This window comes from Streptomyces sp. NPDC007863 (assembly GCF_040633895.1).
Classification (GTDB): Bacteria; Actinomycetota; Actinomycetes; order Streptomycetales; family Streptomycetaceae; genus Streptomyces.
This window is the reverse complement of the sequence record NZ_JBEYEI010000005.1, coordinates 66,045-89,367: the sequence shown is the minus strand read 5'-3', so window position 1 is coordinate 89,367 and position 23,323 is coordinate 66,045. Positions and strand designations below refer to the sequence as shown.

Annotated in this window: 21 protein-coding genes; 15 read left to right on the top strand and 6 right to left on the bottom strand. The window is 73.6% G+C overall.

The features are described from left to right. The first annotated feature begins 76 nt into the window (after positions 1 to 76). From ABZ621_RS09600 to ABZ621_RS09590, 3 genes are all read left to right on the top strand, one after another. Entirely contained in the window at positions 77 to 1,225 is a 1,149-nt protein-coding gene (locus ABZ621_RS09600; RefSeq protein ID WP_360602436.1) for a DUF2786 domain-containing protein, read from the top strand. A gap of 59 nt (positions 1,226 to 1,284) precedes the next feature. Next, positions 1,285 to 3,348, top strand: a complete 2,064-nt coding sequence (locus ABZ621_RS09595; protein WP_360602434.1) for an FUSC family protein — start codon at positions 1,285 to 1,287, stop codon at positions 3,346 to 3,348. Positions 3,349 to 3,637: 289 nt separating this feature from the next. Continuing rightward, complete coding sequence (locus tag ABZ621_RS09590) at positions 3,638 to 3,850, top strand: DUF397 domain-containing protein (protein WP_030219358.1); 213 nt, start codon at positions 3,638 to 3,640, stop codon at positions 3,848 to 3,850. Positions 3,851 to 3,929: 79 nt separating this feature from the next. Here the strand turns inward: ABZ621_RS09590 and ABZ621_RS09585 are convergent, their stop codons facing one another. Continuing rightward, positions 3,930 to 4,427 (bottom strand): ATP-binding protein, encoded by a 498-nt coding sequence (locus ABZ621_RS09585; protein WP_360602433.1) that lies wholly within the window; start codon positions 4,425 to 4,427, stop codon positions 3,930 to 3,932. Between the two features lie 375 nt (positions 4,428 to 4,802). Here ABZ621_RS09585 and ABZ621_RS09580 point away from each other — a divergent pair, with 375 nt between their 5' ends. The 7 genes from ABZ621_RS09580 (at position 4,803) to ABZ621_RS09550 (ending at position 11,709) form a co-directional block, all read left to right on the top strand. Next, a complete protein-coding gene (locus tag ABZ621_RS09580; RefSeq protein WP_360602998.1) occupies positions 4,803 to 5,660 on the top strand; it encodes a helix-turn-helix transcriptional regulator in 858 nt (285 codons plus the stop codon). A gap of 94 nt (positions 5,661 to 5,754) precedes the next feature. Next, positions 5,755 to 7,212: an aldehyde dehydrogenase family protein gene (locus ABZ621_RS09575; protein ID WP_360602431.1), complete on the top strand. Its 1,458-nt coding sequence runs from the start codon at positions 5,755 to 5,757 to the stop codon at positions 7,210 to 7,212. 91 nt (positions 7,213 to 7,303) lie between these two features. Then, entirely contained in the window at positions 7,304 to 7,855 is a 552-nt protein-coding gene (locus ABZ621_RS09570; RefSeq protein WP_360602429.1) for a DinB family protein, read from the top strand. A gap of 42 nt (positions 7,856 to 7,897) precedes the next feature. Next, positions 7,898 to 8,530 (top strand): PadR family transcriptional regulator, encoded by a 633-nt coding sequence (locus ABZ621_RS09565; RefSeq protein WP_360602427.1) that lies wholly within the window; start codon positions 7,898 to 7,900, stop codon positions 8,528 to 8,530. A gap of 87 nt (positions 8,531 to 8,617) precedes the next feature. Then, a complete protein-coding gene (locus ABZ621_RS09560) occupies positions 8,618 to 9,574 on the top strand; it encodes an ATP-binding cassette domain-containing protein (protein WP_360602425.1) in 957 nt (318 codons plus the stop codon). Next, positions 9,571 to 10,335: an ABC transporter permease gene (locus ABZ621_RS09555; RefSeq protein WP_360602423.1), complete on the top strand. Its 765-nt coding sequence runs from the start codon at positions 9,571 to 9,573 to the stop codon at positions 10,333 to 10,335. Before ABZ621_RS09560 ends, ABZ621_RS09555 begins: the two co-directional genes overlap by 4 nt. A gap of 150 nt (positions 10,336 to 10,485) precedes the next feature. Beyond that, positions 10,486 to 11,709, top strand: a complete 1,224-nt coding sequence (locus tag ABZ621_RS09550; RefSeq protein WP_360602421.1) for a sialidase family protein — start codon at positions 10,486 to 10,488, stop codon at positions 11,707 to 11,709. Here the strand turns inward: ABZ621_RS09550 and ABZ621_RS09545 are convergent. The 3 genes from ABZ621_RS09545 to ABZ621_RS09535 all read right to left on the bottom strand — a co-directional run bounded on the left by ABZ621_RS09545 (position 11,703) and on the right by ABZ621_RS09535 (position 15,021). Continuing rightward, complete coding sequence (locus ABZ621_RS09545) at positions 11,703 to 13,124, bottom strand: glutamate decarboxylase (protein WP_360602419.1); 1,422 nt, start codon at positions 13,122 to 13,124, stop codon at positions 11,703 to 11,705. The genes ABZ621_RS09550 and ABZ621_RS09545 overlap by 7 nt on opposite strands. A gap of 91 nt (positions 13,125 to 13,215) precedes the next feature. Then, positions 13,216 to 14,493 (bottom strand): ion channel protein, encoded by a 1,278-nt coding sequence (locus ABZ621_RS09540; protein WP_360602417.1) that lies wholly within the window; start codon positions 14,491 to 14,493, stop codon positions 13,216 to 13,218. A gap of 159 nt (positions 14,494 to 14,652) precedes the next feature. Next, entirely contained in the window at positions 14,653 to 15,021 is a 369-nt protein-coding gene (locus tag ABZ621_RS09535) for a YbjQ family protein (protein ID WP_189980198.1), read from the bottom strand. A 172-nt stretch (positions 15,022 to 15,193) separates the two neighbouring features. On the opposite strand from ABZ621_RS09535, the gene ABZ621_RS09530 reads away from it, so the two are divergent. Beyond that, complete coding sequence (locus ABZ621_RS09530) at positions 15,194 to 16,363, top strand: VTT domain-containing protein (RefSeq protein WP_360602415.1); 1,170 nt, start codon at positions 15,194 to 15,196, stop codon at positions 16,361 to 16,363. Between the two features lie 8 nt (positions 16,364 to 16,371). Here ABZ621_RS09530 and ABZ621_RS09525 read toward each other — a convergent pair whose 3' ends face one another. Next, positions 16,372 to 18,027, bottom strand: a complete 1,656-nt coding sequence (locus tag ABZ621_RS09525) for a threonine/serine exporter family protein (protein ID WP_360602996.1) — start codon at positions 18,025 to 18,027, stop codon at positions 16,372 to 16,374. 133 nt (positions 18,028 to 18,160) lie between these two features. Then, on the bottom strand, positions 18,161 to 18,652 hold the full coding sequence (locus tag ABZ621_RS09520) for an inorganic diphosphatase (RefSeq protein WP_360602413.1): 492 nt from the start codon (positions 18,650 to 18,652) through the stop codon (positions 18,161 to 18,163). A gap of 102 nt (positions 18,653 to 18,754) precedes the next feature. On the opposite strand from ABZ621_RS09520, the gene dacB reads away from it, so the two are divergent. The 4 genes from dacB to hpt all read left to right on the top strand — a co-directional run bounded on the left by dacB (position 18,755) and on the right by hpt (position 23,239). After that, positions 18,755 to 20,179 (top strand): D-alanyl-D-alanine carboxypeptidase/D-alanyl-D-alanine-endopeptidase, encoded by a 1,425-nt coding sequence (gene dacB, locus ABZ621_RS09515; RefSeq protein ID WP_360602411.1) that lies wholly within the window; start codon positions 18,755 to 18,757, stop codon positions 20,177 to 20,179. 82 nt (positions 20,180 to 20,261) lie between these two features. Then, positions 20,262 to 21,401 carry a zinc-dependent metalloprotease gene (locus ABZ621_RS09510; protein ID WP_360602409.1) on the top strand — a complete coding sequence of 380 codons (1,140 nt, stop codon included), beginning with the start codon at positions 20,262 to 20,264 and terminating at the stop codon, positions 21,399 to 21,401. Between the two features lie 240 nt (positions 21,402 to 21,641). Next, on the top strand, positions 21,642 to 22,658 hold the full coding sequence (gene tilS, locus ABZ621_RS09505) for a tRNA lysidine(34) synthetase TilS (protein WP_360602407.1): 1,017 nt from the start codon (positions 21,642 to 21,644) through the stop codon (positions 22,656 to 22,658). 41 nt (positions 22,659 to 22,699) lie between these two features. Further along, a complete protein-coding gene (gene hpt / locus ABZ621_RS09500) occupies positions 22,700 to 23,239 on the top strand; it encodes a hypoxanthine phosphoribosyltransferase (RefSeq protein WP_067161225.1) in 540 nt (179 codons plus the stop codon). The last annotated feature ends 84 nt before the right edge of the window (positions 23,240 to 23,323 follow it).

The following is a 23,323-nucleotide window of genomic DNA, read 5'->3' as shown; positions in this document are numbered from 1 at the left end:
ACCATCGGAGGACGGGTCCCGGTCACGGGGCCACGAGGCACGAGGCCGTCAGGCCATGCGGAGAGAGGGCGCGGTCATGCAGGAGGAGGCGCGGGAGTCCACGGTCGGGCGGGCGTTGGCGGAGGCGCTGCACAGCCGCGACGACCGGTCCCTCGACACCGCCGCGTCCCTGCTCGCCGCCGACCCGGGGGCCGACGCCGGGCTGGCGCGGCGCGGCGAGGAGTTCGTACGGACCCTGTGGGAGCGCGGCTGGCAGCCCGCCGACCTCGGCCGGACGGTCCGCCGCGAGCTGGCGGAGGAGCACCTGCGGCTGCTCGGCGGCCTGGTGCGGGCCGAGACCGGGCGGTACGCGACGCTGCCCCGGCGCTGGCGCGAGCAGATCGACGTGCTGACCGACGGGCCGGGGGAGGGCGCCGGGCCCGCCGACCGCTTCTCGTACGCGACCGCCGTCCTGGAGCTGTACCGGCTGCTCGTCCGGCTGCCCCGGCTCGACGCGGTGGGGCCCGTGCCCGGCGAGACGCTGCCGCCGGCGGCCGTCGGGGAGCCGCGGATGCTCACCCGGATCCGGGCGCTGCTCGCCAAGGCGGAGGCCACCGGCTACCCGGAGGAGGCCGAGGCGCTGACCGCGAAGGCGCAGGAGCTGATGGCCCGCCACAGCCTCGACGAGGCCGGGCTCGCCGCAGGCGCGCCGTCGCCGCGGACGCCGGGGGCGATCCGGGTCGGCGTGGAGCCGCCGTACGAGCAGGCGAAGGCGATCCTGCTGGACGCGGTGGCGGGCGCCAACCACTGCCGGGCCGTGTGGAACGAGACGTACGGCTTCTCGACCGTCGTCGGATTCGAGGCGGACCTCGACCCCGTCGAGCTGCTGTACACCTCGCTGCTCGTGCAGGGGACGGCCGCGATGACCCGCGCGGAGGCCGAGCAGCGCAAGGGCGGCCGCAAGCGCACCAAGTCCTTCCGGCAGTCCTTCCTGCTCGCGTACGCGAACCGGCTCGGCGCCCGCCTGGAGGCGACCTCGCGGCGGGTCGCCGCCGAGGCCCCGACGCTGCTCCCGGTCCTCGCCTCCCGCGAGGCCGCGGTGACGGCCCGCACGGACGAGCTCTTCCCGGAGACGAGGGCCACCCGGGTCCGCGCGATGTGGGACGAGGACGGCTGGAACCACGGCGCCACCGCCGCCGAGTCCGCCACCCTGACCCCGGACCGGGCCCGCCTCGACAGGGGCTGAACCCCGGGCGAAATGCCGTGTCGCGGGGCATACGGGGTGATCGTCGCTACGCTCGGATCATGAGCTGGCTCCGGGCGCTGAGGGAGACCGCCCGCTCCGGACTCACCGTCGAGCGGCGGCGGCTCGCTCCGGTCGTCGCGGCCCGCGGGGCGCTCGGGCTCGCGCTCGTCGTCGGCTTCTCGCTGGCCTTCTTCGGGCCGGCCGTCGCCGCGTCCTCCGCGTTCGGCGCCTTCCAGGCCGCCATCGCCACCTTCCAGCGGTCGTGGCGGCCCCGGCCCACCCTCGCGCTCGCCTCCGGCGGCAGCCTCGCGGTCTCCACCTTCCTGGGGTACCTGACCGGGGCGCACACCGTCCTCTTCCTCGCCCTGCTGGTCCTGTGGACCTTCCTCTCCGGGCTCGCCTGGGCCGCCGGGCCCACCGCCGGCATCATCGCCTCCTCCAACGTCGCGATCATGCTGGTCACGGTCACCCTGCCGACCTCCGTCGCCACCGCCGCCGGCCACGCCGCCATGATCTTCACCGGCGGGGTCGTGCAGGCCGCGCTCGTCGTGCTGCTGCCCGTCCGGCCCTGGGGCGCCCAGCGCGACGCGCTCGCCGACGCGCTCGCCGCGGAGGCGGACTACGCCCGCCGGCTCCGCCACGACCCGGTCGCCTCCTTCGACCCGGTGCCGCTGATGACCGCCCGCAGCGCCGCCGCCGTCACCCCGTGGCAGGCCCGCCGCCGGCCCGTCGAACTCCACGGGCCCCGGCGGCTCGCCGAACGGATCCGGCCCGTCCTCGCCTCGCTCGCGGACCCCGCCGTCGGCGCCCCCGCGGAGGGGCCGCAGCGCGACCGGGTGCGCGAGCTGCTCGCCGCGGCGGGCGAGGTCCTCGACGCCGCCGCGCACGCCATCCGGCACGGCGGACCCGTCCGGCTGCCCCCGGCCGCCGTCGCCGCCCTCCGCACCCCCGACACCGGCACGATCCTCTCCGACCGCTCCCACCGCGTCGCCCTGCGCCTCGCGGCCCTCCTCGGCGACGTCGTCGAGACGGCGGAACCCCGCACGGAGACGGCCGGCCCGGAGCCGTCGCACCCGTCCGCTCCCCGTGCCCGCCCCACCCTCCTGCGGCTCCTGCCGCTCGTCGTCGCGAGGATGCGGGCCGAGGTGAGGCCGGGCTCGGCGATCCTGCGGCACGCGCTGCGCGTCTCCGCGGTCACCGCCGCCGGCTACCTCCTCGGCCTGGTGCTGCCGTTCGGGCACGGGTACTGGGCGCCGATGACCTCCGTGATGGTGATGCGGCCGGACTTCTCGCAGACGTACTCCCGCTCGGTGGCCCGCTTCGGCGGCACGCTCGTCGGCGTCGGGCTCGCCTCCGCCGTCGTGCAGACCGCGCACCCGGGGACGTACCTCTCCGCCGGTCTCGCCGTGCTCTGCGCCTTCGGCATGTACCTGCTGATGAAGACGGGGTACGCGGTCAGCCAGGTCTGCGTCGCCGCGTACGTCGTCTTCCTGCTCGGCATGGAGGGCTCGGGGGCGGCCCAGACCGTACGGGACCGGGTCCTGCTCACCCTCCTCGGCGGCCTCCTCGCGATGCTCTCCTACGCGGTCTACCCCGCCTGGGAGACGCCCCGGCTGCGCGGCCGGCTCGCCGACTGGCTCACCACCTCGGGGCGGTACGCCGCCGCCGCCGTCGCCGCCCGGTACGCCGACCCCGCGGGCCCCGGCAGCCCCGACGTCCGCGAGGCCCTGCTCTCCGCCCGCGCCGCGCGCGTGGCCTGGCACGACGCCCTGGGCCGGGCCACCCACGAGCCGGTGCGGCACCGGGGGCTCTCGCACGCCGCCGCCGAGGGCGCGGGCCACGCGATCGCCGAGTTCGGGCGGGCCGCCATGCTCCTGGAGGCCCACCTCCCCGAGCCCGGCGTCCCGCCCCTGCCGGCCGCCGCGGACCTCGCGGAGGCGCTGCGCGAGGCCACCGAACGCGGCGCGAAGGCGGTCCGCGAACGCCGGGTCCCCGCCTGGGACGACCTCCGCGAGACCGTCGCCGCCTGGGACACCGAGGTCACCGACCCGCTGCTGCGCAAGGCGGCCCGGCTGCTCCTGGCCGCCCTGGACGACCTGTCGGCGGCCCTCGCCGAGGCCTGAGCCGCCGGGGGACGGGGTCCGAGCGGCCGGGCGGGCGGTGCCCGAGCGCCGGGTGGACGGGAACGCGGGGAACCACCTCCCCCGCGTTCCCGTCCACCCGGGTGGGAAGATCACGGGGGACTTCCCCGCGGTCGCACGCTGAGTCGCGTAGCGGCTACGCCACGCCTCGTGCACGTGCATCTGCTCATGCATCCGCATATGAACGCAGCTATGATCCGGGGAAGTTGACACCTGTACCAAGCAACTCGGGGAGCTACCAGTGCACCACGCGCACCACGCGTACAACGGCATGGCGGCGACGGAGCTGCGAGGCGTCGTCTGGCAGAAGAGCAGGCACAGCAACTCCCAGGGCTCCTGCGTCGAGTTCGCCAAACTGCCGGGGGGAAACGTTGCCGTGCGCAATTCCCGCCACCCCGACGGCCCGGCGCTCGTCTACACGCCGGCCGAGATCGAGGCGCTCCTGCTGGGTGTCAAGGACGGGGAGTTCGACCACCTCGTCTGACCCGACGGCCCCCACACCTGACAAAGGGAAGGGCCCCGGCGGTCATCCGCCGGGGCCCTTCCACGCGTTCGGGACGTCCCTACTCCTCCGGTCCGACCCGGAACAGCGCCCACACCACCTTGCCCTGCAGGGTCCCGGCGAGCGGGTGCCAGCCCCAGCTGTCGCTGAACGACTCCACGAGGAACAGGCCCCGGCCCGACTCGGCCGAGAAGTCCTCCTCGCCCTCGCGCGCCTCCGGGCTCTGCCGGCTGGGGTCGCGCACCGCGCACACCAGGCGGGAGGCCCAGCGCATCAGGTGCAGGCGCACCTGCGGCGTCTGCGGGTCCTCGGTGCCGCCGTCGGGGACGGCGTGCCGCAGGGCGTTGGTGACGAGTTCGGAGACCACGAGGGCCACGTCGTCGAAGCGGTCGGCGAGGTCCCAGCTGTCCAGCGTGGCGCTGGTGAACTTCCGTGCCCCGCGCACGGCTTCGTACCGTGCGGGAAGGGCGCAGGAGGCGGAGGTGGAGACGGCGCCGGGATCGATCGGCGGGAGACCCTGCCGTAAAGGCTCGAGCACGGTCGATCCATTCGTCCCCATGCGAGGCACTCCCGGGAATCGCGGTGGTGGTGCGACAACGGTGCAAGCAGTGCGAAACATTGCGAAACATTGCGACAACACGACAACGCGAACGAGTACGCGGCTGCGCGGGGTCCATGGTTCCGAATGCGCCGACGGGATGCAAGGGCAGATGCACGTGCACGCGAGGGGCGGGTGCCGGACCTGTCCGACCCTGTGGCGAATCTGTGGAAATCTTCTTGACAGGGGCGCGCCGCCTTCCGTCCGGATCTCACCCCTGCGCATCCCCTTCCGTAATCGGATGTGTACGCGCTGAAGCGTTTGATGGCAGAATCCGGGGCTCGAACGGGGGCTCGTCACCGTGAAGGGAAGGCTGGAGCCGTGACCGCAGGCGAAATGAACGGAGCGGGCGGGAGCGTCGTCCGACGGATTCTGCTGGGCTCCCAGCTGAGGCGCCTGCGCGAATCGAGGGGTATCACCCGCGAGGCCGCCGGCTACTCGATCCGCGCCTCCGAATCCAAGATCAGCCGCATGGAGTTGGGAAGGGTGAGCTTCAAGGCCAGGGACATAGAGGATCTGCTCACTCTCTACGGAGTCACCGAGGAGACCGAGCGCGGCGCGCTCCTGGGTCTCGCCCGCGAGGCCAACCTCGCCGGCTGGTGGCACAGCTTCGGCGACGTCCTGCCGGGCTGGTTCCAGACCTACATCGGCCTCGAAGCGGCCGCCTCCCTCATCCGCGTCTACGAAGTGCAGTTCGTGCACGGCCTGTTGCAGACGGAGGAGTACGCCCACGCGGTCGTCTCCCGGGGCATGCCCGGTGCCTCGCGCGCCGAGATCGACCGCCGGATCGCCCTCCGCCTCGAACGCCAGAAGGTCCTCGTCTCCGAGCGCGCCCCGCACTTCCACGTCGTCCTCGACGAGGCCGCGCTCCGCCGCCCCTACGGCGACCGGGCCGTCATGCGGGGGCAGTTGAAGCACCTCATCGAGGTCTCCGAGCAGCCCGGCGTGACGCTCCAGGTGATGCCCTTCAGCTTCGGCGGGCACGCCGGCGAGAGCGGTGCCTTCACCATGCTCAGCTTCCCTGAGTCCGACCTCTCCGACGTCGTCTACCTGGAGCAGCTCACCGGCGCCCTCTACCTCGACAAGCGCGAGGAGGTCGCCCAGTACGCCACGGTGATGGAGAAGCTGGCGAAGGACAGTCCGGATCCGGCCGAAAGCCGTGATCTTCTCCGGGGTCTCCTCCAACTCTCCTGATACATCAGTACGATGACGGCGCATCAGTAGCCCCGGCGGCCGGGCGCCCGCGCGCGCCCGGGTGACCGGCAGCCGGCAGAGGGGTTCACCGTCCATGTCGCACTTCACCGACCTGGCCCACCAGTTCATCGACGGCGAGTGGAAGCCGGGCAGCGGCTCCTGGGACATCATCGACTTCAACCCGTACACCGGGGAGAAGCTCGCCTCGATCACGGTGGCCACCGTCGAGGAGGTGGACCGTGCCTACCGGGCCGCCGAGCGCGCGCAGACCGCCTGGGCCGAGACCAACCCCTACGCCCGCCGCCTCGTCTTCGAGCGGGCCCTGCGGATCGTCGAGGACCGCGAGGACGAGATAGCCGAGACGATCGTCGCCGAGCTCGGCGGCACCCGCCTCAAGGCCGCCTTCGAGCTGCACCTCGCCAAGGAGTTCCTGCGCGAGGCGGTCCAGCTGGCGCTGCGCCCCGAGGGCCGCATCCTGCCGTCGCCGGTCGACGGCAAGGAGAACCGCGTCTACCGCCTCCCGGTCGGCGTCGTCGGCGTCATCTCCCCCTTCAACTTCCCCTTCCTCCTCTCCCTCAAGTCGGTCGCCCCCGCGCTCGCGCTCGGCAACGCCGTCGTCCTCAAGCCGCACCAGAACACGCCGGTCTGCGGCGGCACGCTGGTCGCGAAGATCCTGGAGGAGGCGGGCCTCCCGGCCGGTCTGCTCAACGTCGTCGTCACCGACATCGCCGAGATCGGCGACGCGCTCCTCACCCACCCGGTCCCGAAGGTCATCTCCTTCACCGGCTCCGACAAGGTCGGCCGCCACGTGGCCGAGGTCTGTGCCCGGAACTTCAAGCACGCCGTCCTCGAACTCGGCGGCAACAGCGCCCTGATCGTCCTCGACGACGCCGACCTCGACTACGCCGTCGACGCCGCCGTCTTCAGCCGCTTCGTGCACCAGGGCCAGGTCTGCATGGCCGCCAACCGGGTCCTGGTCGACCGGCGGGTGGAGGCGGAGTTCACCGAGAAGTTCGTGGCGAAGGTGAAGACCCTGCGCGTCGGCGACCCGGCCGACCCCGCCACCCACATCGGCCCGCTCATCAACTCCCAGCAGGCCGAGTCGGTCGACGGGGCCGTCGAGCAGGCCGTCGCGGCCGGCGCCACCGCGCTGCTGCGCGGCGGGGTGGAGGGCAACGTCGTCTCCCCGTCGGTGCTGACCGGCATCCCCGCCGGCGCCCCCGTCCTCTCCCAGGAGATCTTCGGCCCGGTCGCCCTGATCCTGCCCTTCGACGGCGAGGAGGAGGCCGTGCGGATCGCCAACGACACCCCGTACGGGCTCAGCGGCGCCGTCCACACCGCCGACGTGGAGCGGGGCGTGCGGGTCGCCAAGCGCATCCACACCGGCATGATCCACATCAACGACGGCACCGTGCACGACGAGCCGATCGTCCCCTTCGGCGGCGAGAAGCACTCGGGCATCGGCCGGCTCAACGGCGACGCGATGATCGAGGCCTTCACCACCCAGAAGTGGATCTCCATCCAGCACGGCCGGAGCCGGTTCCCCTTCTAGGACGGTTTCTGTCCTACTCCGTCCGTAACGTGGGTCCTGCCCGACAGCGACAGCGACAGTGGCAGAGATACGGACGGAAGGCGGACCCATCATGGTGGCTCTTGTTCCCTCGGAGGCCCCCGGCGACGAGCGCGGCGCGTTCCTCAACTTCGTGGAGGTCCAGCGCGCCGCGCTCCGCCGCGCCCTCCTCGGCCTCACCGAGGAGCAGGCGGCGAGCCGGCCCAGCGCCAGCGAGCTGAGCCTCTCCGGCCTGGTCAAGCACGTGGCCGAGGTCGAGCTGAACTGGCTCCGGCTCGCGCAGGAGAAGCCGAACGAGAAGCAGCGGAGCCAGGAGACCTGGGGCGAGGCCTTCCGGCTCGTCGACGGCGAGACGATCCCCGGGATCCTCGCCTTCTGGGACGGCGTGGCCGAGGAGACCGAGGAGTTCGTCCGTACGGTCCCGAGCCTGGACGACACCTTCCCGCTGCCGCCCGCGCCCTGGTTCCCGGCGGAGGGGCGGGTGTCGGTCCGCTGGATGCTGCTCCACCTCGTGCAGGAGACGGCCCGGCACGCCGGGCACGCGGACGTGATCCGCGAGTCCCTCGACGGCAAGGTCTCCTTCGCGCTGATCGCCGAGGAGAGCGGGCGTACCGCGGGGCCGTGACCCGCCTACTCTGGTCGGAATCGACCAGAGGGGTACGTGGGCATGTCGGCGATCCGCCTTCTCGTCCTGGGCGCGGTGAAGCAGCACGGCCGCGCCCACGGCTACCAGGTGCGCAACGACCTGGAGTACTGGGGCGCGCACGAGTGGTCCAACGCCAAGCCGGGCTCGATCTACCACGCGCTCAAGCAGATGGCGAAGCAGGGACTGCTGCGCGCCGAGGAGCTGGCGCCGAGTACGGTCGGCGGTCCGCCCAGGGTCGAGTACGAGATCACCGAGGCGGGCCGCGAGGAGTACCTGCGGCTGCTCCGGGAGGCGCTGGCCACCTACGACCAGCAGATGGACGTGCTGTCGGCGGCGGTCGGCTTCGTCGTGGACCTGCCGCGGGCGGAGGCGGTGGAGCTGCTGCGGGAGCGGCTGCGCGGGCTCGACGCCTGGCGGACCTCGGTGACGGAGTACTACACGCCGGAGGGCGGCCCGGGGCAGCTCGGGCACATCGGCGAGATCATGCACCTCTGGGTGCACTCGGCGGACGCCGGCCGGGAGTGGACGCTCGGGCTGATCGAGCGGATCGAGGGCGGGGCGTACACCTTCGCGGGGGAGGGCGAGCCGTTCGTGGGCGTCCTCGCGGAGGGGCAGGAGAACCCGTACGCGACCGGCGACGCCGAACAGGATTAATCAAGTTTGACTAGCCCTTTCGGCGGGCATACCCTCTCCGCTCCGGTGCTGATCAAATTTGACTAGAGCGATAGCGGGAGGAAACGGATGTCCGTGGGTGGAGACGCGATCCTCATGGAGGGCGCGCGCAAGCGGTACGGGGACAAGCGGGCGCTCGACGGCCTCGACCTCGCCGTCCGGCGCGGCACGGTCCACGGCCTGCTCGGCCCCAACGGGGCCGGCAAGACCACGACGGTACGGGTCCTGGCGACCCTGCTCCGGCACGACGGGGGCCGGGTGCGGGTCGCGGGCCACGACGTGCGGAAGGAGGCCGCCGAGGTCCGCCGCAGGATCGGGCTGCTCGGGCAGCACGCGGCGCTCGACGAGGAGCTGAGCGGCCGGCAGAACCTGGAGATGTTCGGCCGCCTCTTCCACCTCGGCGCCCGGGGCGCGGGGCTGCGCGCCGACGCGCTCCTGGAGCGGTTCGGGCTCGCCGGCACCGGCCGCAAGCCGGTCCGGCAGTACAGCGGCGGCATGCGGCGGCGGCTCGACCTCGCCGCCTCCCTCATCACCGAGCCGGAGGTGCTCTTCCTGGACGAGCCGACCACCGGACTCGACCCGCGCGGGCGCGGCGAGGTCTGGGAGGCCGTGCGCTCCCTCGTCGACGGCGGGACGACCGTGCTCCTGACCACCCAGTACCTGGAGGAGGCGGACCGGCTGGCCGACCGGATCTCGGTGGTCGACGACGGCCGGGTGGTCGCCGAGGGCACCCCCGGGGAGCTGAAGTCCCGGGCGGGCCGGGACCGGATCGACGTCGTCGTCCGGGAGGCCGACCGCCTCGACGAGGCCGTACGGGCGCTGCCCTTCGGCGCCGACGAGACGGACGTCGACCGGGACCGGCGGCTGATCAGCGCGCCCGTACGGGACCGGATGGCCTCGCTCGCGGAGGTCGTACGGGCCCTGGAGGCGGCCGGGATCGAGGCCGAGGACGTGGCGCTGCGGCGCCCGACGCTGGACGAGGCGTTCCTGCGCCTGACCGGCGGGAAGAAGGAGGTGGCGGCATGAGCGCCGCGTACGCGCTGAGCGACTGCTGGACGATGACCCGCCGCGAGCTGGCCCACTGGGCGCGGCAGCCGGTCGCGGTCGTCGTCGGGCTCGTCTTCCCGGTGATGATGCTGCTGATGTTCGGCTACCTGGTCGGCGGCGGCCGGGCCGTCCAGGGGGAGTACGTCGACTTCCTGGTGCCTGGGATGCTCACGCTGACCATGGTCTTCGGGCTCGAAGGGACGATGACGGCGGTCACCCGGGACCTGGACAAGGGGGTCGTCGACCGCTTCCGCTCCATGCCGATGGCCGACGGCGCCGTCCTCGTCGGCCGGGCGGCGGCCGACATGCTCCAGTCGGCGGCCGGACTGCTCGTGATGGTCGGCGTCGGATACGCGATGGGCTGGAGCGCCCGGGGCGGCCCGGCGGCCTTCGCGGGTGCCCTCGGTCTGCTCCTGCTGCTGCGCTTCGCGATGCTGTGGATCGGGATCCACCTGGCGCTCGTGGCGGGGAAGCCGGAGCTGGTGCAGGCCGTGCAGATCCTGGTCTGGCCGGTCGGCTTCCTCTCCAACGCCTTCGCCTCGCCGGACTCCATGCCGGGCTGGCTGGGCGCGGCCGTGGAGTGGAACCCGATGTCGGCGACGGCCACGGCGGTCCGGGACCTCTTCGGCAACCCGGGCGGCGAGCCGGGGTGGGTGACGGCGGCGGTGCTGTGGCCGCTGGCCCTGCTCGCGGTGTTCTTCCCGCTGGCGGTACGGAGGTTCCGCCGGCTCGGGCGGTGAACCCCCGGGCGCGGTGAACCCCCGGGCGCGGTGAACCCCGGGCCGTGAACCGGGGCGGTGAACCCGGGGCCGTGAACCGGGGCGGTGAACCCGGGGTCGTATCCGGGGAGTCCGGAGGAGAATGGCGCCCGAGGGACAGGGGGAGGTCCGATGCGCGTTCCCGTTTCCCGGGCGCCGGCTCCGCTCCGCGCGTTCGCCGCACTGCTGCTGGCCGGGACGCTCGCCGCCTGCACCGGAGGCCCGGAGCCGGACCCGGGCGGCGAACGGCCCGGCGACGACGGCGCGTTCGGCGCCCCGCCCCGGATCGGCGACGGCGCGGGACTGCCCGGCTGGGTCGCCGGACTCGAACTCGCCGCCGACGGCAGCGGCTTCGCCCTGCTCGCCGAGTGCGTGAGCGACCCGGCCGCGCCCGCGAACGGCTTCTGCCGCCAGCGGATCGCGGTCCTCGACCGGGGCGCGGAGCGCTGGGAGCTGCGCGCCTCGCCGCTGCCCGAACTGCGCGGCACGGCCGGGGTGTCGGCGCGGCTGCGGACGCTCGGCCCGGGGCGGGCGCTGATCGAGGACGGCGGCGGCGAGGAGCCGTCGCGGGGCTGGTTCAGCGGGGACGGCGGACGGAGCTGGCGGAGCGTCGACCCGCGCCTCGCCGGCCGCACCCCGGACATCCCCGAGGGCGCGGCGCTCACCGCCGAGTGCGCCACGGACCCGGGCGCGCCGGCGGAGCGGTGCGACCGGGAGCGGCTCGTCGTGATCTCGCCCCGGGACGGGCGGCGGCGGGAGCTGGTGGCACAGCCGGGGCTCGGCGCGCACCCCCGGCCGGCGGAGGTCGTGGAGCCGGACGGGTCCTGGTGGGCGTCGGGCGTGGTGCCGGGCACCGGGCGGCCGGCGGTCGCGGTCTCCCGGGACGCGGGCCGCAGCTGGTCGGTGAGCCCGCTGCCGAGCCCGGCCGGCACCCCGCCCCGGCGCACGGCGGTGGTGGTGGGCCCGGACGCGGTGTACGCGGCGGAGGTGGGAGAGGTGCCGGGCGGCGAGCCGGTACCCGACCCGCTGCGGGCGCTGTACCGCTCCGCGGACGGGGGCGGGAGCTGGCGGCGGGTGTGGACCGCCGGCCCGGAGGGGGAGCCGCGCTCCCTGGCGGGGCTGCCGGTGCCGGGCCCCGGCGGCCGGGTCGAACTCGCCGCCCAGGGGTCCGGACACGTCAGCCTGGACGGCGGCCGCACCTTCCGGGAGCTGGACGACGGCACCGCGTACGTCCGCCGCACCGGCGCCGGACTCCTGCGGGAGGACGCGCGCTGCCGGTACGAGCTGACGCGCGACGGGGTCCGCTGGTCGGAGTTCCGGCTGGCGTGCGGCGCGGAGGACGATCCCGGTCAGTGATGGAAGGCGGTCGCGGCGGCCTTGTCCCGGGTGAAGGGGTGGGGCTGGCTGCGGAGTTCGGGCAGGAGGCGGTGCAGGTCCTCGACGAGGAGGCCCGCGAGGTCGGCGGAGAAGCCGTTGCGGCAGACGATCCGCAGGACGGAGAGGTCCTCGCGGTGGGCGGGGAAGGTGTAGGCGGGCACCAGCCAGCCGCGTTCGCGCAGCCGGCGGGAGACGTCGAAGACGTCGAAGGAGGTGACGTCGGGGGCGGTGGTGAAGGCGAAGACGGGCAGCTGGTCGCCGCGGGTGAGGAGACGGAAGTCGCCCATGGCCTCGATGCGTTCGGCGAGGCCGCGGGCGACGTCCCGGCTGGTCTGCTGGACGGCCCGGTAGCCCTCCCGGCCCAGCCGCAGGAAGGTGTAGTACTGCGCGACGACCTGGGCGCCGGGGCGGGAGAAGTTGAGGGCGAAGGTCGGCATGTCGCCGCCGAGGTAGTTGACCCGGAAGACCAGCTCCTCGGGGAGTTCCTCGACGCCGCGCCACAGGGCCCAGCCGACGCCGGGGTAGACGAGTCCGTACTTGTGGCCCGAGGTGTTGATCGAGGAGACGCGGGGGAGCCGGAAGTCCCACACCAGGTCCTCGTCGAGGAAGGGGGCGACCATGGCGCCGGAGGCGCCGTCGACGTGGACGGGGACGTCGAGGCCGGTGCGGGCCTGGAGCTCGTCGAGGGCGGCGCAGATCTCGGCGACGGGCTCGTAGGAGCCGTCGAAGGTGGAGCCGAGGACGGCGACGACGCCGATGGTGTTCTCGTCGCAGAGGGCGGCGGCGGAGGCGGCGTCGAGGTGGTAGCGGTCGCCCTCCATGGGGACGAGCCGGGGCTCGACCTCCCAGAAGTCGCAGAACTTCTCCCAGCAGACCTGCACGTTGACGCCCATCACCAGGTTGGGGCGGGCGGTGGCCGGATAGCGGTCGGCGTTCTTCTTGGCCCAGCGGCGCTTGAGCGCCATGCCGGCCAGCATGCAGGCTTCGCTGGAGCCGGTGGTGGAGCAGCCGACGGCGGCGGCCGGGTCGGGCGCGTGCCAGAGGTCGGCGAGCATGGCGACGCAGCGGCGTTCGAGCTCGGCGGTGCGCGGGTACTCGTCCTTGTCGATCATGTTCTTGTCGCGGCACTCGGCCATGAGGACACCGGCCTGGGGTTCCATCCAGGTGGTGACGAAGGTGGCGAGGTTGAGCCGGGAGTTGCCGTCCAGCATCAGCTCGTCGTGGACCAGCTGGTAGGCGCTGGACGGCGCCAGCGGCCCCTCGGGCATCCGGTGCCGCGGCGGGGCCTCGGTCATCCCGCCGACGGGGTCGGCCTCGCCGAAGAAGGGGTTGAGCGCGAGCCGGCGGAAGTGCTCGCTGTCGGTGACGTCGGTTCCCTTGTGGAGGGGGGCCATCGGGGTGCTCCTTCTGCGGCGGTCGGCGGTCGGCGGTCGGCGGTCGGCTGAGGGCGGCTGCGGGCGGCGACGGGCGGCGACGGGCGGGGGTTCAGCGGAGGGACTTGCCCTGGTGGTCGAGTTCGAGCTGCGGGCGGCCGGTGACGACCAGCCAGGCGGGCAGGGTGGCCAGGCAGAGCAGCGAGAGCATCGCGGGGGAGGAGGCGATGACGGCGGCGATGAAGAGGCTCACCCAGCCCTGCCGGGTGGTGGCGAGGAGGACGCCGAGGACGGCGGAGGAGACGGCGACCGCCGGGTGGATCTCGGGGACGAGCGCCTGGGCGACGAGGCCGAAGGCGGCGCCGAGGAAGACCGCGGGGAAGACCCGGCCGCCGCGGAAGCCGCAGGCGGCGGCCACCAGCAGGGCGGCGAGCTTCACCACGGCCAGCTTCGCCAGCTCCCCGGAGGAGTACACCCCGATGGAGCCGACGAGCTCCTTCGTCTCGTGGAGGCCCTTGAAGAGGGTCAGGTGCCCGCCGAGGGCGCCGAGCAGGCCCAGGACCAGTCCGCCGAGGGGCAGCATCAGCATCGGGTGCCGCAGCCTGCCGAAGGCCCGGTGGAGAGGGGGGAAGGCGTAGCAGCCGAGGAGGCCGAAGAGGGCGCCGAGGGTGGCCACGACGAGGGCGGCGAGCAGGTCCTCCCAGCCGGGGTCGGTCAGCGGCGGCAGGCCCATGGCGAAGCTGGGGTCCGAGAGGAGCTGGGTGGTCATCGCGCCGGCGCCGGCGGCGAGGAGCGGCGCGAAGAGCCGGTCCCACAGGGAGCCCCGGCCGGGCTGCCCGGTGAGCGCCTCGGAGAGGACGAGGGCGGCGGCGACGGGCGTGCCGAAGAGGGCGCCGAAGGTGCCGGCGACGGCGAGGGAGACCCAGAAGGCGCCCGGCACGTCCGGCGCGGCCCGCAGGCCCAGCCAGGCGGCCAGGGAGATCGCGGCGGCGATCGTCGGCTGCTCGGGGCCGAGGCTGACGCCGCCGGCGAGCGCGAGCATGGAGGCGACGAGGAGGCCGGGCACCACGAGGGGCGGCAGCGGCGGCCCGCCGAGCCCCTCGGAGGCCGGGTCGGGCCCGGCGTGCCCGGGCGCCTTCCAGACGACCAGTCCGACGGCGACTCCGGTGACGGTGAGGACGGTGATCATCCACAGCGAGGAGTACCGGCCGATGTCCAGGGCGTCGGGCACGGTCTCCCAGAGCACCGACTGGAGCTCCTCGGCGAGCGTGCTGATGCCGAGGAAGAGGAGGCCCGATCCGACGCCCACCACGAGGGCGGGCAGCACCTGTGGGAGCAGGATCCGTACCGGGGCTTCGACGGGGGCGGTCGCGTCATGATCGGTGGCCACCGCCCCACCATAAGTGAGCAAATGCCGCACAACACCTCGAAAGGCCGGGCATGCGGGCGTGTAGCTCACGTCACGTCAGGACCGGGGCCGGCGGCGGCGGTGGCGGCGGCGGTGGCCCTCGCCGGGGCCCACCGCCGCCGCCTCCCGTACCGCCCGGGGTCAGGCCCGCGGCGCGATGACGACGGCGGTGCCGTACGCGCAGACCTCGGTGCCGACGTCCGCCGCCTCGGTCACGTCGAAGCGGAACATCAGCACCGCGTTGGCGCCGCGCGCCCTGGCCTGCTCCACCAGGCGTTCCATCGCCTGGTTGCGGGTCTCCACCAGGGTCTTCGTCAGGCCCTTCAGCTCGCCGCCGATCATCGACTTCAGACCGGCGCCGATCTGGCTGCCCAGGTGCCGGGAGCGCACCGTCAATCCGAAGACCTCGCCGATCACCTGGCGTACCTCGTAGCCTGGGACGTCGTTCGTCGTCACCACCAGCACATCGGGGTGCGGTCCCTGACCGCCTCCGTACTCCTCGATGCCCATCGGCCATCACCTCCTGGTCACCCAGGGTCGCCGGAAGCCGGCCGTCCCGCATCCCCGGCCACCCGATGGAACCGGGGCCCACCCTTCCGCGTTGATAGCTTGGGGCGCGCCGCAGGCATGTCCCGCCCGCACCTCGACATGCCCCCACCCCGAACCGCAGGAGCCCGGAACCGTGAACACGCTTGCCCTCGGACCGAGCTGGCTGGATCCGGACTACCTGATCCAGACCTTCGGCCTGATCGGCGTCCTCGCCATCGTCTTCGCCGAGTCCGGTCTCCTCATCGGGTTCTTCCTCCCCGGCGACTCGCTGCTCTTCACCACCGGCCTCCTCGTCACCACGGGCAAGCTCGACTCCCCGCTGTGGCTGGTCTGCACGCTGGTCGTGGCCGCGGCGATCCTCGGCGACCAGGTGGGCTACCTCTTCGGCCGGAAGGTCGGCCCCTCGCTCTTCCGGCGCCCCGACTCCAAGCTCTTCAAGCAGGAGAACGTCGAGAAGGCGCACGAGTTCTTCGAGAAGCACGGCCCGAAGTCCCTCATCCTGGCCCGCTTCGTGCCGATCATCCGCACCTTCACGCCGATCATCGCCGGCGTCAGCCGGATGAACTACCGCTCCTTCATCACCTTCAACATCATCGGCGGCGTGCTGTGGGGCGCGGGCGTGACCCTGCTCGGCGCCTCCCTCGGCAAGATCGACTTCGTGCACCGGCACATCGAGGCGATCCTCATCGCGATCGTCCTCATCTCGGTCGTCCCGATCGTGATCGAGTACCTCAAGGCCCGCTCCCAGTCGAAGAAGGCCGCGGCCCGGGCCGCCGCCGAGGGCACGCCCCCCGCCGCCCCGGCGGCCCCCGCCGACCCGACGCCCCCCGGCGACCAGGCCGGCCAGGACGGCTACGGCGGCCAGGGCGGGTACGGCCACCAGGACGGCTACGGCCACCAGGACGGCTACGCGAACCAGGGCGGCTACACCGGCCAGGGCTACGGCCACGGCACCCAGGACGGCTACGGCGAGCAGGGCGGGTACGGCCACCAGGGCGGGTACGGCAACCAGGGCGGCGGCTACGCCGATCAGGGCGGCTACGGATACGGCAACCAGGCCGGGTACGCCGGTCAGGCCGGCTACGACGGCCAGGCCTATGCCCAGCAGCAGCCCGGCTACGGCTACGGCCGGCAGCCCGCCCAGCAGCAGCCCGGCTACGGCCAGCAGCCCGCGCAGCCCGGTTACGGCGGCTACGACGGCCAGGGCGGGTACGACGGGCAGGCCGGCTACGACGGTCAGGGCGGCTACGACGGTCAGGCCGGCTACGACGGCCAGAACCCGCCGCCGCACACCCCCCGCTAGTCCCCCGGCTAGAAGCCCCGGGTCCGCTTCGCCGCGCTGCGGGCGGATCCGGCGCCCGGAGCCCGCATGAAGAGGCGGGCCAGCTCGCCTCCCAGGTTCACCCCGATCGCGATCGCCAGGGCCAGGGCCGCCGCCTTCGCCAGCGAGGCGAAGCCCTGGTCCAGGTTGTTCTGGGCGATCGCGAGGACCCCGAAGTACGTCGCCGAACCCGGCAGCAGCGGCCCGATCGCCGCCGTCACGTACGGCAGCGAGGACGTGTGGTGGTAGCGGGCCATCAGCTGCCCGAAGAGACCCACCAGGCCGGCCGCGAACGCCGTCGCCATCACCGTCGACCCCTCCGCGGTCACCGCGATCGACGCGTACACCACCCAGGCCACCCCGCCGTTCAGCGTCGCGAAGAGCACCGTCCCCCGCGACTGCTGCAACAGGATGGCGAAGGTCGCGCACAGCACCATCGACGACACGATCTGCGTCACCGGCCGCTCGGCCGGGCTCAGCGCCCCCTCCGGATTGAGCTGGGCGTCGAACTGCACGGCCACGTACAGCACCGACAGCACGCCCACCACGATCGCCACGAAGAAGTAGGCGACCTCCAGGAGCCGCGCCGAGGCCGTGATGTAGAAACCGGTCAGGCCGTCCTGCACCGCCGCCACCAGCGCCCGCCCCGGGATCAGCGCGAACAGGCCACCGGTGATCACCGCCGACGGCCGCAGATCCGCGTGGAGCAGCGTCAGCAGCACCCCCATCGCGGCCGGCGGCATCGCCGCCACCAGGAACTGGTAGAACTCCGGCAGCCCGCGCCCCGCGCACAGCCACGCGAGCCGGTCGCCGAGCACCGCGCCGAGCGCGGCCACGAAGAAGACCCACGGACCGCCGCCGAGCAGCGTCGAGGCCGCCCCCGCGAGGACGCCCGCCGCGGCCGTCAGCACCCACCCCGGGTACGGGTGCCGGTTGCGCCGGATCTCCGCCAGGCGCCGGTAGGCCTCCTCCGGCGACACCTCGTGCGCCGGCGCGTTGATGTCCGCGAGCAGCTGGTAGACGGCCTCCAGACGGGTGTAGTCGGTACCCCGGCGGCGTACCGTCCGGTTCGCCGTCACCGGGTCGTCCACCAGCGACGGCTGGTAGGTGATCGACAGCAGCGTGAACGTCACCGTCGGCTCGCAGCGGTCCAGGCCGTACGAGCGGCAGATCGCGAACATCGCCGCCTCGACGTCCTCCGCGCCCTCCCCGCCCGCGAGCAGCAGCTCGCCGATGCGGAGCGTCAGGTCGAGCACGCGCGGCACCGAGGGGCCCGTCTCGTCCTTCGACGCGGGCGCCTCCGGCACCGGCCGGTCACCCACCGGCAGCCGCAGCATCGTCCGCATCCGGTCCTGCCACGGGGCGTTGTGCGGCAGCCGCGCCAGGGGGACCCCGTACGCCGGGGTGAAGGCCGGCGGGGAGTCCTTGGCGGAGTACGTCGACGGCGTCGCGAAGGCGGAGCCCTCCGGCTCGGGGGACGCCGGCTCGGCGGCCAGCCCCTCCGGCACCACGAACGCCGAGCCCTCCGGCTCCGGTGGCGGCTCCGGAACCATCCCCTCGGGCAGGGCGAACTCCGAGGTCGCCTCGTCCGACAGGGGCTTCCGGTCCTCCGGAGCCTCCTCGGGGCCCGCCGGCTCCGCCACCACTCTCTCTCCGCTCACACCCAGGGAATCGTGGATTCCAGTATGGGCGTCAGACGGACGTGCGAAAGGCGGATGCGCGAAAGGCGGTACACCCCGGGGGGTGCACCGCCTTCATGCGGTCCATCGGACCGGGGCGTCAGTGAGCGCCCTGCTCCTTGGCGCGCTGGATCGACTTCTCGATCTCGGCCTCGGCGGCCTCACGGCCGACCCAGTCGGCGCCCTCGACCGACTTGCCCGGCTCCAGGTCCTTGTAGACCTCGAAGAAGTGCTGGATCTCCAGGCGGTCGAACTCCGGCACGTGGTGGATGTCGCGCAGGTGCTCCATGCGCGGGTCCGTCGCCGGCACGCACAGCAGCTTGTCGTCGCCGCCGGCCTCGTCCGTCATGCGGAACATGCCGATGGCGCGGCACTTGATGACGCAGCCCGGGAAGGTGGGCTCGTCGAGGATGACCAGCGCGTCGAGCGGGTCGCCGTCCTCGCCGAGGGTGTTCTCCACGTAGCCGTAGTCGGTCGGGTACGCCGTCGACGTGAAGAGGCGACGGTCCAGACGGATACGACCGGTCTCGTGGTCGACCTCGTACTTGTTCCGCGATCCCTTGGGGATCTCGATGAGAACGTCGAACTCCACGGGTGGCTCCTCCTGAATCAACACAAGTGAATGCTCGCGACGGCGCGCGGTGATTAAGTGTCTCTCACGCAGGTACGTGATCGCGAAAGGGGCTGGTCAGCAATGCCGGAGCCGAGGGTGTGGCAGCTCACGGCGGGCTCCGCCGTGCTCGGTCTGGCTCTCGCCGCCGCGGCGGCGACCGCGGCAGGCCCCTGGGACGGAGGCCAGCGTACGGCCGAGCGGGCCCGCGCCGCCGCCCCCGCGGCGGGTGGCGAGCGTCACCCCGGGCAGACCCCCGGGCAGACCCCCGCCCCGGCCGCCGCCCCCGCCGCCCCCCAGCGCCCCGAACCGGCCCCCGCGCCCAGCGCCCCCGACGTCCTCGCCCGGATCTCGGGACCGGACGACGGCACCCTCCCCGCCGACCTCGCCCGCACCCTCGTCCCCCTCCTGGCCGACCCGGGCCTCGGCACCGCCCGCACCGCCTCCGTCGTCGACGCCGCCACCGGCAGACAGCTGTACGGAGAGGGCGCCGTCACCCCCATGACGCCCGCCTCCACCGTCAAGCTCGCCACCGCCGCCGCGGCCCTCTCCGCCCTCGGCACCGACCACCGGATCGCCACCACCGTCACCGCCACCCCCGACGGCAAGGCCGTCACCCTCACCGGCGGCGGCGACCCCACCCTCGACGAGACCCGCCTGAAGGCCCTCGCCGGCGACACCGCCCGCGCCCTCAGGGAGCGCGGCCACACCTCCGTGCGCCTCGCCTACGACACCGGCCTCTACCGGGGACCCGTCCTCCACCCGATCGGCCCCAACGAGAACCTCGCCCCCGTCACCGCCCTCATGACCCGCGGCGGCCGCCTCGACGACAGCACCACCGGACCCGCCCCCCGCTCCGGCGACCCCGCCCGCGACACCGCCACCGCCTTCGCCGCCCACCTCGCCGACGCCGGCGTCAAGGTCACCGGCGCCCCCGCCCCCGGCCGCACCCCGAAGGGCGCCCCCCTCGCCCGTACGGACTCCGCCCCCCTCGCCGACCTCGTCGAGCGCACCCTCACCCACAGCGACAACGACCTCGCCGAGGCCCTCGCCCGGCAGACCGCCCTCGCCCGCAAGCAGCCCGCCTCCTTCGCCGGCGCCGAGAAGGCCGTCCGCGCCGAACTCGCCCACCGCGCGCTCCCCGTCACCGGCGCCCGCTTCGCCGACGGCAGCGGCCTCGACCGCCGCGACCGCGTCTCCGCGCTCTTCCTCACCACCCTCCTCTCCCGCGCCGCGTCGGACTCCGAACTGCGCCCGCTCCTCACCGGCCTCCCCGTCGGCGGCTTCACCGGCACCCTCGCCGGCCGCTACGGCCAGGCCCCCGCCGGCGCCGGCCTCGTCCGCGCCAAGACCGGCACCCTCACCGGGGTCAACACCCTCGCCGGCACCGTGGTCACCGCCGAAGGCCGCCTCCTCGCCTTCGCGTTCCTCGCCGGCCGCACCCCCTCCCCGGACCTGGCCCAGCCCGCCCTCGACCGCCTCTCCGCCGCCCTCACCGGCCAGAAGTGACCCCCGAGACCGACCGGAACCGACCCCCGGCGCCACCCTCCGGACCGGACCCGAACCGGGCCCGAACCCGTACCGTTGACCCATGACGAGCATCGGTGGTGCAGGCACGTCCGGAATGGTCGACTGGAACCTCGCGGTGGCGACCGCGACCAGGCTGGTCCGCCCCGGCCCCGACGTCGGACGTGACGAGGCCCGCGCCGTCGTCGCCGAGCTCCGCCGCCACGCCAAGGCCGCCGAGGAGCACGTCCGCGCCTACACCCGGATGCTCCCCGAGGGCACCGAGGCCCACGACACGCCCGTCCTCGTCGTCGACCGCGCCGGCTGGATCAAGGCCAACGTCGCCGGCTTCCGCGAACTCCTCACCCCGCTCCTCGGCAAGATGCAGGAGCGCCGCACCACCAGCCCCGGAAGCACCGTCCTCGGCGCCGTCGGCGGCAAGGTCACCGGCGTCGAGCTCGGCATGCTGCTCTCCTTCCTGGCCTCCCGCATCCTCGGCCAGTACGAGACCTTCGCCCCCGTCACCCGCGACCTCCCCGGAGCCCCCGAAGGCGGCGGCCGGCTCCTCCTCGTCGCCCCCAACATCGTCCACGTCGAACGCGAACTCGGCGTCTCCCCCCACGACTTCCGCCTCTGGGTCTGCCTCCACGAGGAGACCCACCGCACCCAGTTCACCGCCGTCCCCTGGCTCCGCGACCACCTCCAGGGCGAGATCCAGTCATTCCTCGCCGCCACCGAGGTCGACCCCGGCACCTTCGTCGAACGCCTCCGCGAAGCCGCCCAGAGCCTCGCCGGCGGCCGCCCCGAGGCCGAGGAGGGCGACCCCTCCCCCTCCCTCGTCGAACTCGTCCAGACCCCCGAGCAGCGCGAGATCCTCGGCCGCCTCACCGCCGTCATGTCCCTCCTCGAAGGCCACGCCGACTACGTCATGGACGGCGTCGGACCCCAGGTGGTCCCCTCCGTCGCCGAGATCCGCGAGAAGTTCCAGGCCCGCCGCGCCCGCGGCGCCTCCCGCCTCGACCTCGCGCTGCGCAAGCTCCTCGGCCTCGACGCCAAGCTCCGCCAGTACCGCGACGGCGAGCGCTTCGTCCGCGCCGTCGTCGAGCAGGTCGGCATGGACGGCTTCAACCGCGTCTGGACCTCCCCCAACACCCTCCCCACCAAGAGCGAGATCGCCGCCCCCGCCGACTGGATCGCCCGGGTCCACCGCAGGGCGGAATCCTGAGGCGGCGAAGCACCGTAAGGCAGACTCCTGGGGCGGAAGCGGCGGACGGCACCGAAACGCGACGGAACGCGCCACCAATCACCCATCCGAGGGACCCTGAGCGTGGGGTGAGGCGTGCAATGCTCGGGTAAGGGCCACGTTTCTGTCACCATCGACGCACTCTGAGTGACCGAACACCCCATTCCGACCGTTAAGACTCCGACCGAGGCACCCCACCCCATCCACGAAGGGCACCGAACCATGGGTCCCCATCCTGCGGTCGCGGCGATACGCCTGGCGGTCCGCCGCGTACTCCACGACGTCCTCACCGAGCACCCCGCCGACCCCGCCGCCCCCCGCGACACGCACCCCCTCGTGCTCGTCGCCTGCTCCGGCGGAGCCGACTCCATGGCGCTCGCCTCCGCCCTCGCCTTCGAGGCCCGCAAACTCCCCGTCCGCGCCGGCGGCATCACCGTCGACCACGGCCTCCAGGACGGCTCCTCCGGCCGCGCCGACGAGGTCGCCGACCGCATGACCGCCCTCGGCCTCGGCCCCGTCGAAGCCGTCGCCGTCACGGTCGGACGCGAAGGCGGCCCCGAGGCCGCCGCCCGCGACGCCCGCTACGCCGCCCTCGACGCCGCCGCCGAGCGCCACGGCGCCACCGCGATCCTCCTCGGCCACACCCGCGACGACCAGGCCGAGACCGTCCTCCTCGGCCTCGCCCGCGGCTCCGGCATCCGCTCCCTCTCCGGCATGGCCGCCGTCTCCGGAACACAGGGCCGCTACCGCCGCCCCTTCCTCCAGCTCGACCGCCAGACCGTCCGCAAGGCCTGCATCGCCCAGGAACTCGCCGTCTGGGACGACCCCCACAACAGCGACCCGGCCTACACCCGCTCCCGGCTGCGCCACGAAGGCCTCCCCGCCCTGGAGAAGGCCCTCGGCAAGGGCGTCGTCGAAGCCCTCGCCCGGACGGCCCAGCTCTCCCGCGACGACGCCGACGCCCTCGACACCTGGGCCGCCGACGCCGAGAACGCCGTACGCGACGAGGCGGGCGCCCTCGAATGCGCCAAGCTCTTCGGACTGCCCCCCGCCGTACGCCGCCGCGTGCTGCGCCGCGCCGTCATCGCCGAGGGCGCCCCGGCCGGCTCCCTCTTCGCCCGCCACATCGAAGAACTCGACCGGCTCATCACCGGCTGGCGCGGTCAGGGCGCCATCAACCTGCCCGGTCGCGTCGAAGCCCGCCGCCAGGGTGGCAGACTGGTCATCCGGCAAGGCTGACGCACGCTGCAACGAAAGTGACCCGGGTGAACGAGAAGGACATGGGCACCGACCTCCAGTCGGTGCTCATCACCAAGGAAGAGATCGACGCCAAGCTGGCCGAGCTGGCGGCCAAGATCGACGCGGAATACGCGGGCAAGGACCTGCTCATCGTCGGAGTCCTCAAGGGCGCCGTGATGGTGATGGCGGACCTGGCACGCGCCCTGTCCACCCCCGTCACCATGGACTGGATGGCCGTCTCCTCCTACGGCGCGGGCACCCAGTCCTCGGGCGTCGTCCGCATCCTCAAGGACCTCGACACCGACATCAAGGGCAAGCACGTCCTGATCGTCGAGGACATCATCGACTCCGGCCTGACGCTGTCCTGGCTCCTGTCGAACCTCGGCTCGCGCGAGCCGGCCTCCCTGGAGGTCTGCACCCTGCTGCGCAAGCCGGACGCCGCCAAGGTCGCCATCGACGTCAAGTGGATCGGCTTCGACATCCCCAACGAGTTCGTCGTCGGCTACGGCCTCGACTACGCCGAGAAGTACCGGAACCTTCCGTTCGTCGGCACGCTCGCCCCGCACGTCTACGGCGGCTGAGCGACCCCCGCGCGGCGGGGAACCCGCACCGCCTTCCCCCCGTTGAACCACGGGAAGGCGGTCGCGGGCGACGATGCTGAGGTA

Bases quoted from the DNA above. Each gene is read 5' to 3' on its own strand.
- ABZ621_RS09585 (WP_360602433.1), bottom strand. From the start codon at position 4,427: ATGGGGACGAATGGATCGACCGTGCTCGAGCCTTTACGGCAGGGTCTC.
- ABZ621_RS09590 (WP_030219358.1), top strand. From the start codon at position 3,638: ATGGCGGCGACGGAGCTGCGAGGCGTCGTCTGGCAGAAGAGCAGGCAC.
- ABZ621_RS09595 (WP_360602434.1), top strand. From the start codon at position 1,285: ATGAGCTGGCTCCGGGCGCTGAGGGAGACCGCCCGCTCCGGACTCACC.
- ABZ621_RS09535 (WP_189980198.1), bottom strand. From the start codon at position 15,021: ATGGGCATCGAGGAGTACGGAGGCGGTCAGGGACCGCACCCCGATGTG.
- ABZ621_RS09545 (WP_360602419.1), bottom strand. From the start codon at position 13,124: ATGGCCCCCCTCCACAAGGGAACCGACGTCACCGACAGCGAGCACTTC.
- ABZ621_RS09570 (WP_360602429.1), top strand. From the start codon at position 7,304: ATGGTGGCTCTTGTTCCCTCGGAGGCCCCCGGCGACGAGCGCGGCGCG.
- ABZ621_RS09550 (WP_360602421.1), top strand. From the start codon at position 10,486: ATGCGCGTTCCCGTTTCCCGGGCGCCGGCTCCGCTCCGCGCGTTCGCC.
- ABZ621_RS09560 (WP_360602425.1), top strand. From the start codon at position 8,618: ATGTCCGTGGGTGGAGACGCGATCCTCATGGAGGGCGCGCGCAAGCGG.
- dacB (WP_360602411.1), top strand. From the start codon at position 18,755: ATGCCGGAGCCGAGGGTGTGGCAGCTCACGGCGGGCTCCGCCGTGCTC.
- hpt (WP_067161225.1), top strand. From the start codon at position 22,700: ATGGGCACCGACCTCCAGTCGGTGCTCATCACCAAGGAAGAGATCGAC.
- tilS (WP_360602407.1), top strand. From the start codon at position 21,642: ATGGGTCCCCATCCTGCGGTCGCGGCGATACGCCTGGCGGTCCGCCGC.
- ABZ621_RS09575 (WP_360602431.1), top strand. From the start codon at position 5,755: ATGTCGCACTTCACCGACCTGGCCCACCAGTTCATCGACGGCGAGTGG.
- ABZ621_RS09600 (WP_360602436.1), top strand. From the start codon at position 77: ATGCAGGAGGAGGCGCGGGAGTCCACGGTCGGGCGGGCGTTGGCGGAG.
- ABZ621_RS09565 (WP_360602427.1), top strand. From the start codon at position 7,898: ATGTCGGCGATCCGCCTTCTCGTCCTGGGCGCGGTGAAGCAGCACGGC.
- ABZ621_RS09510 (WP_360602409.1), top strand. From the start codon at position 20,262: ATGACGAGCATCGGTGGTGCAGGCACGTCCGGAATGGTCGACTGGAAC.
- ABZ621_RS09555 (WP_360602423.1), top strand. From the start codon at position 9,571: ATGAGCGCCGCGTACGCGCTGAGCGACTGCTGGACGATGACCCGCCGC.
- ABZ621_RS09580 (WP_360602998.1), top strand. From the start codon at position 4,803: ATGAACGGAGCGGGCGGGAGCGTCGTCCGACGGATTCTGCTGGGCTCC.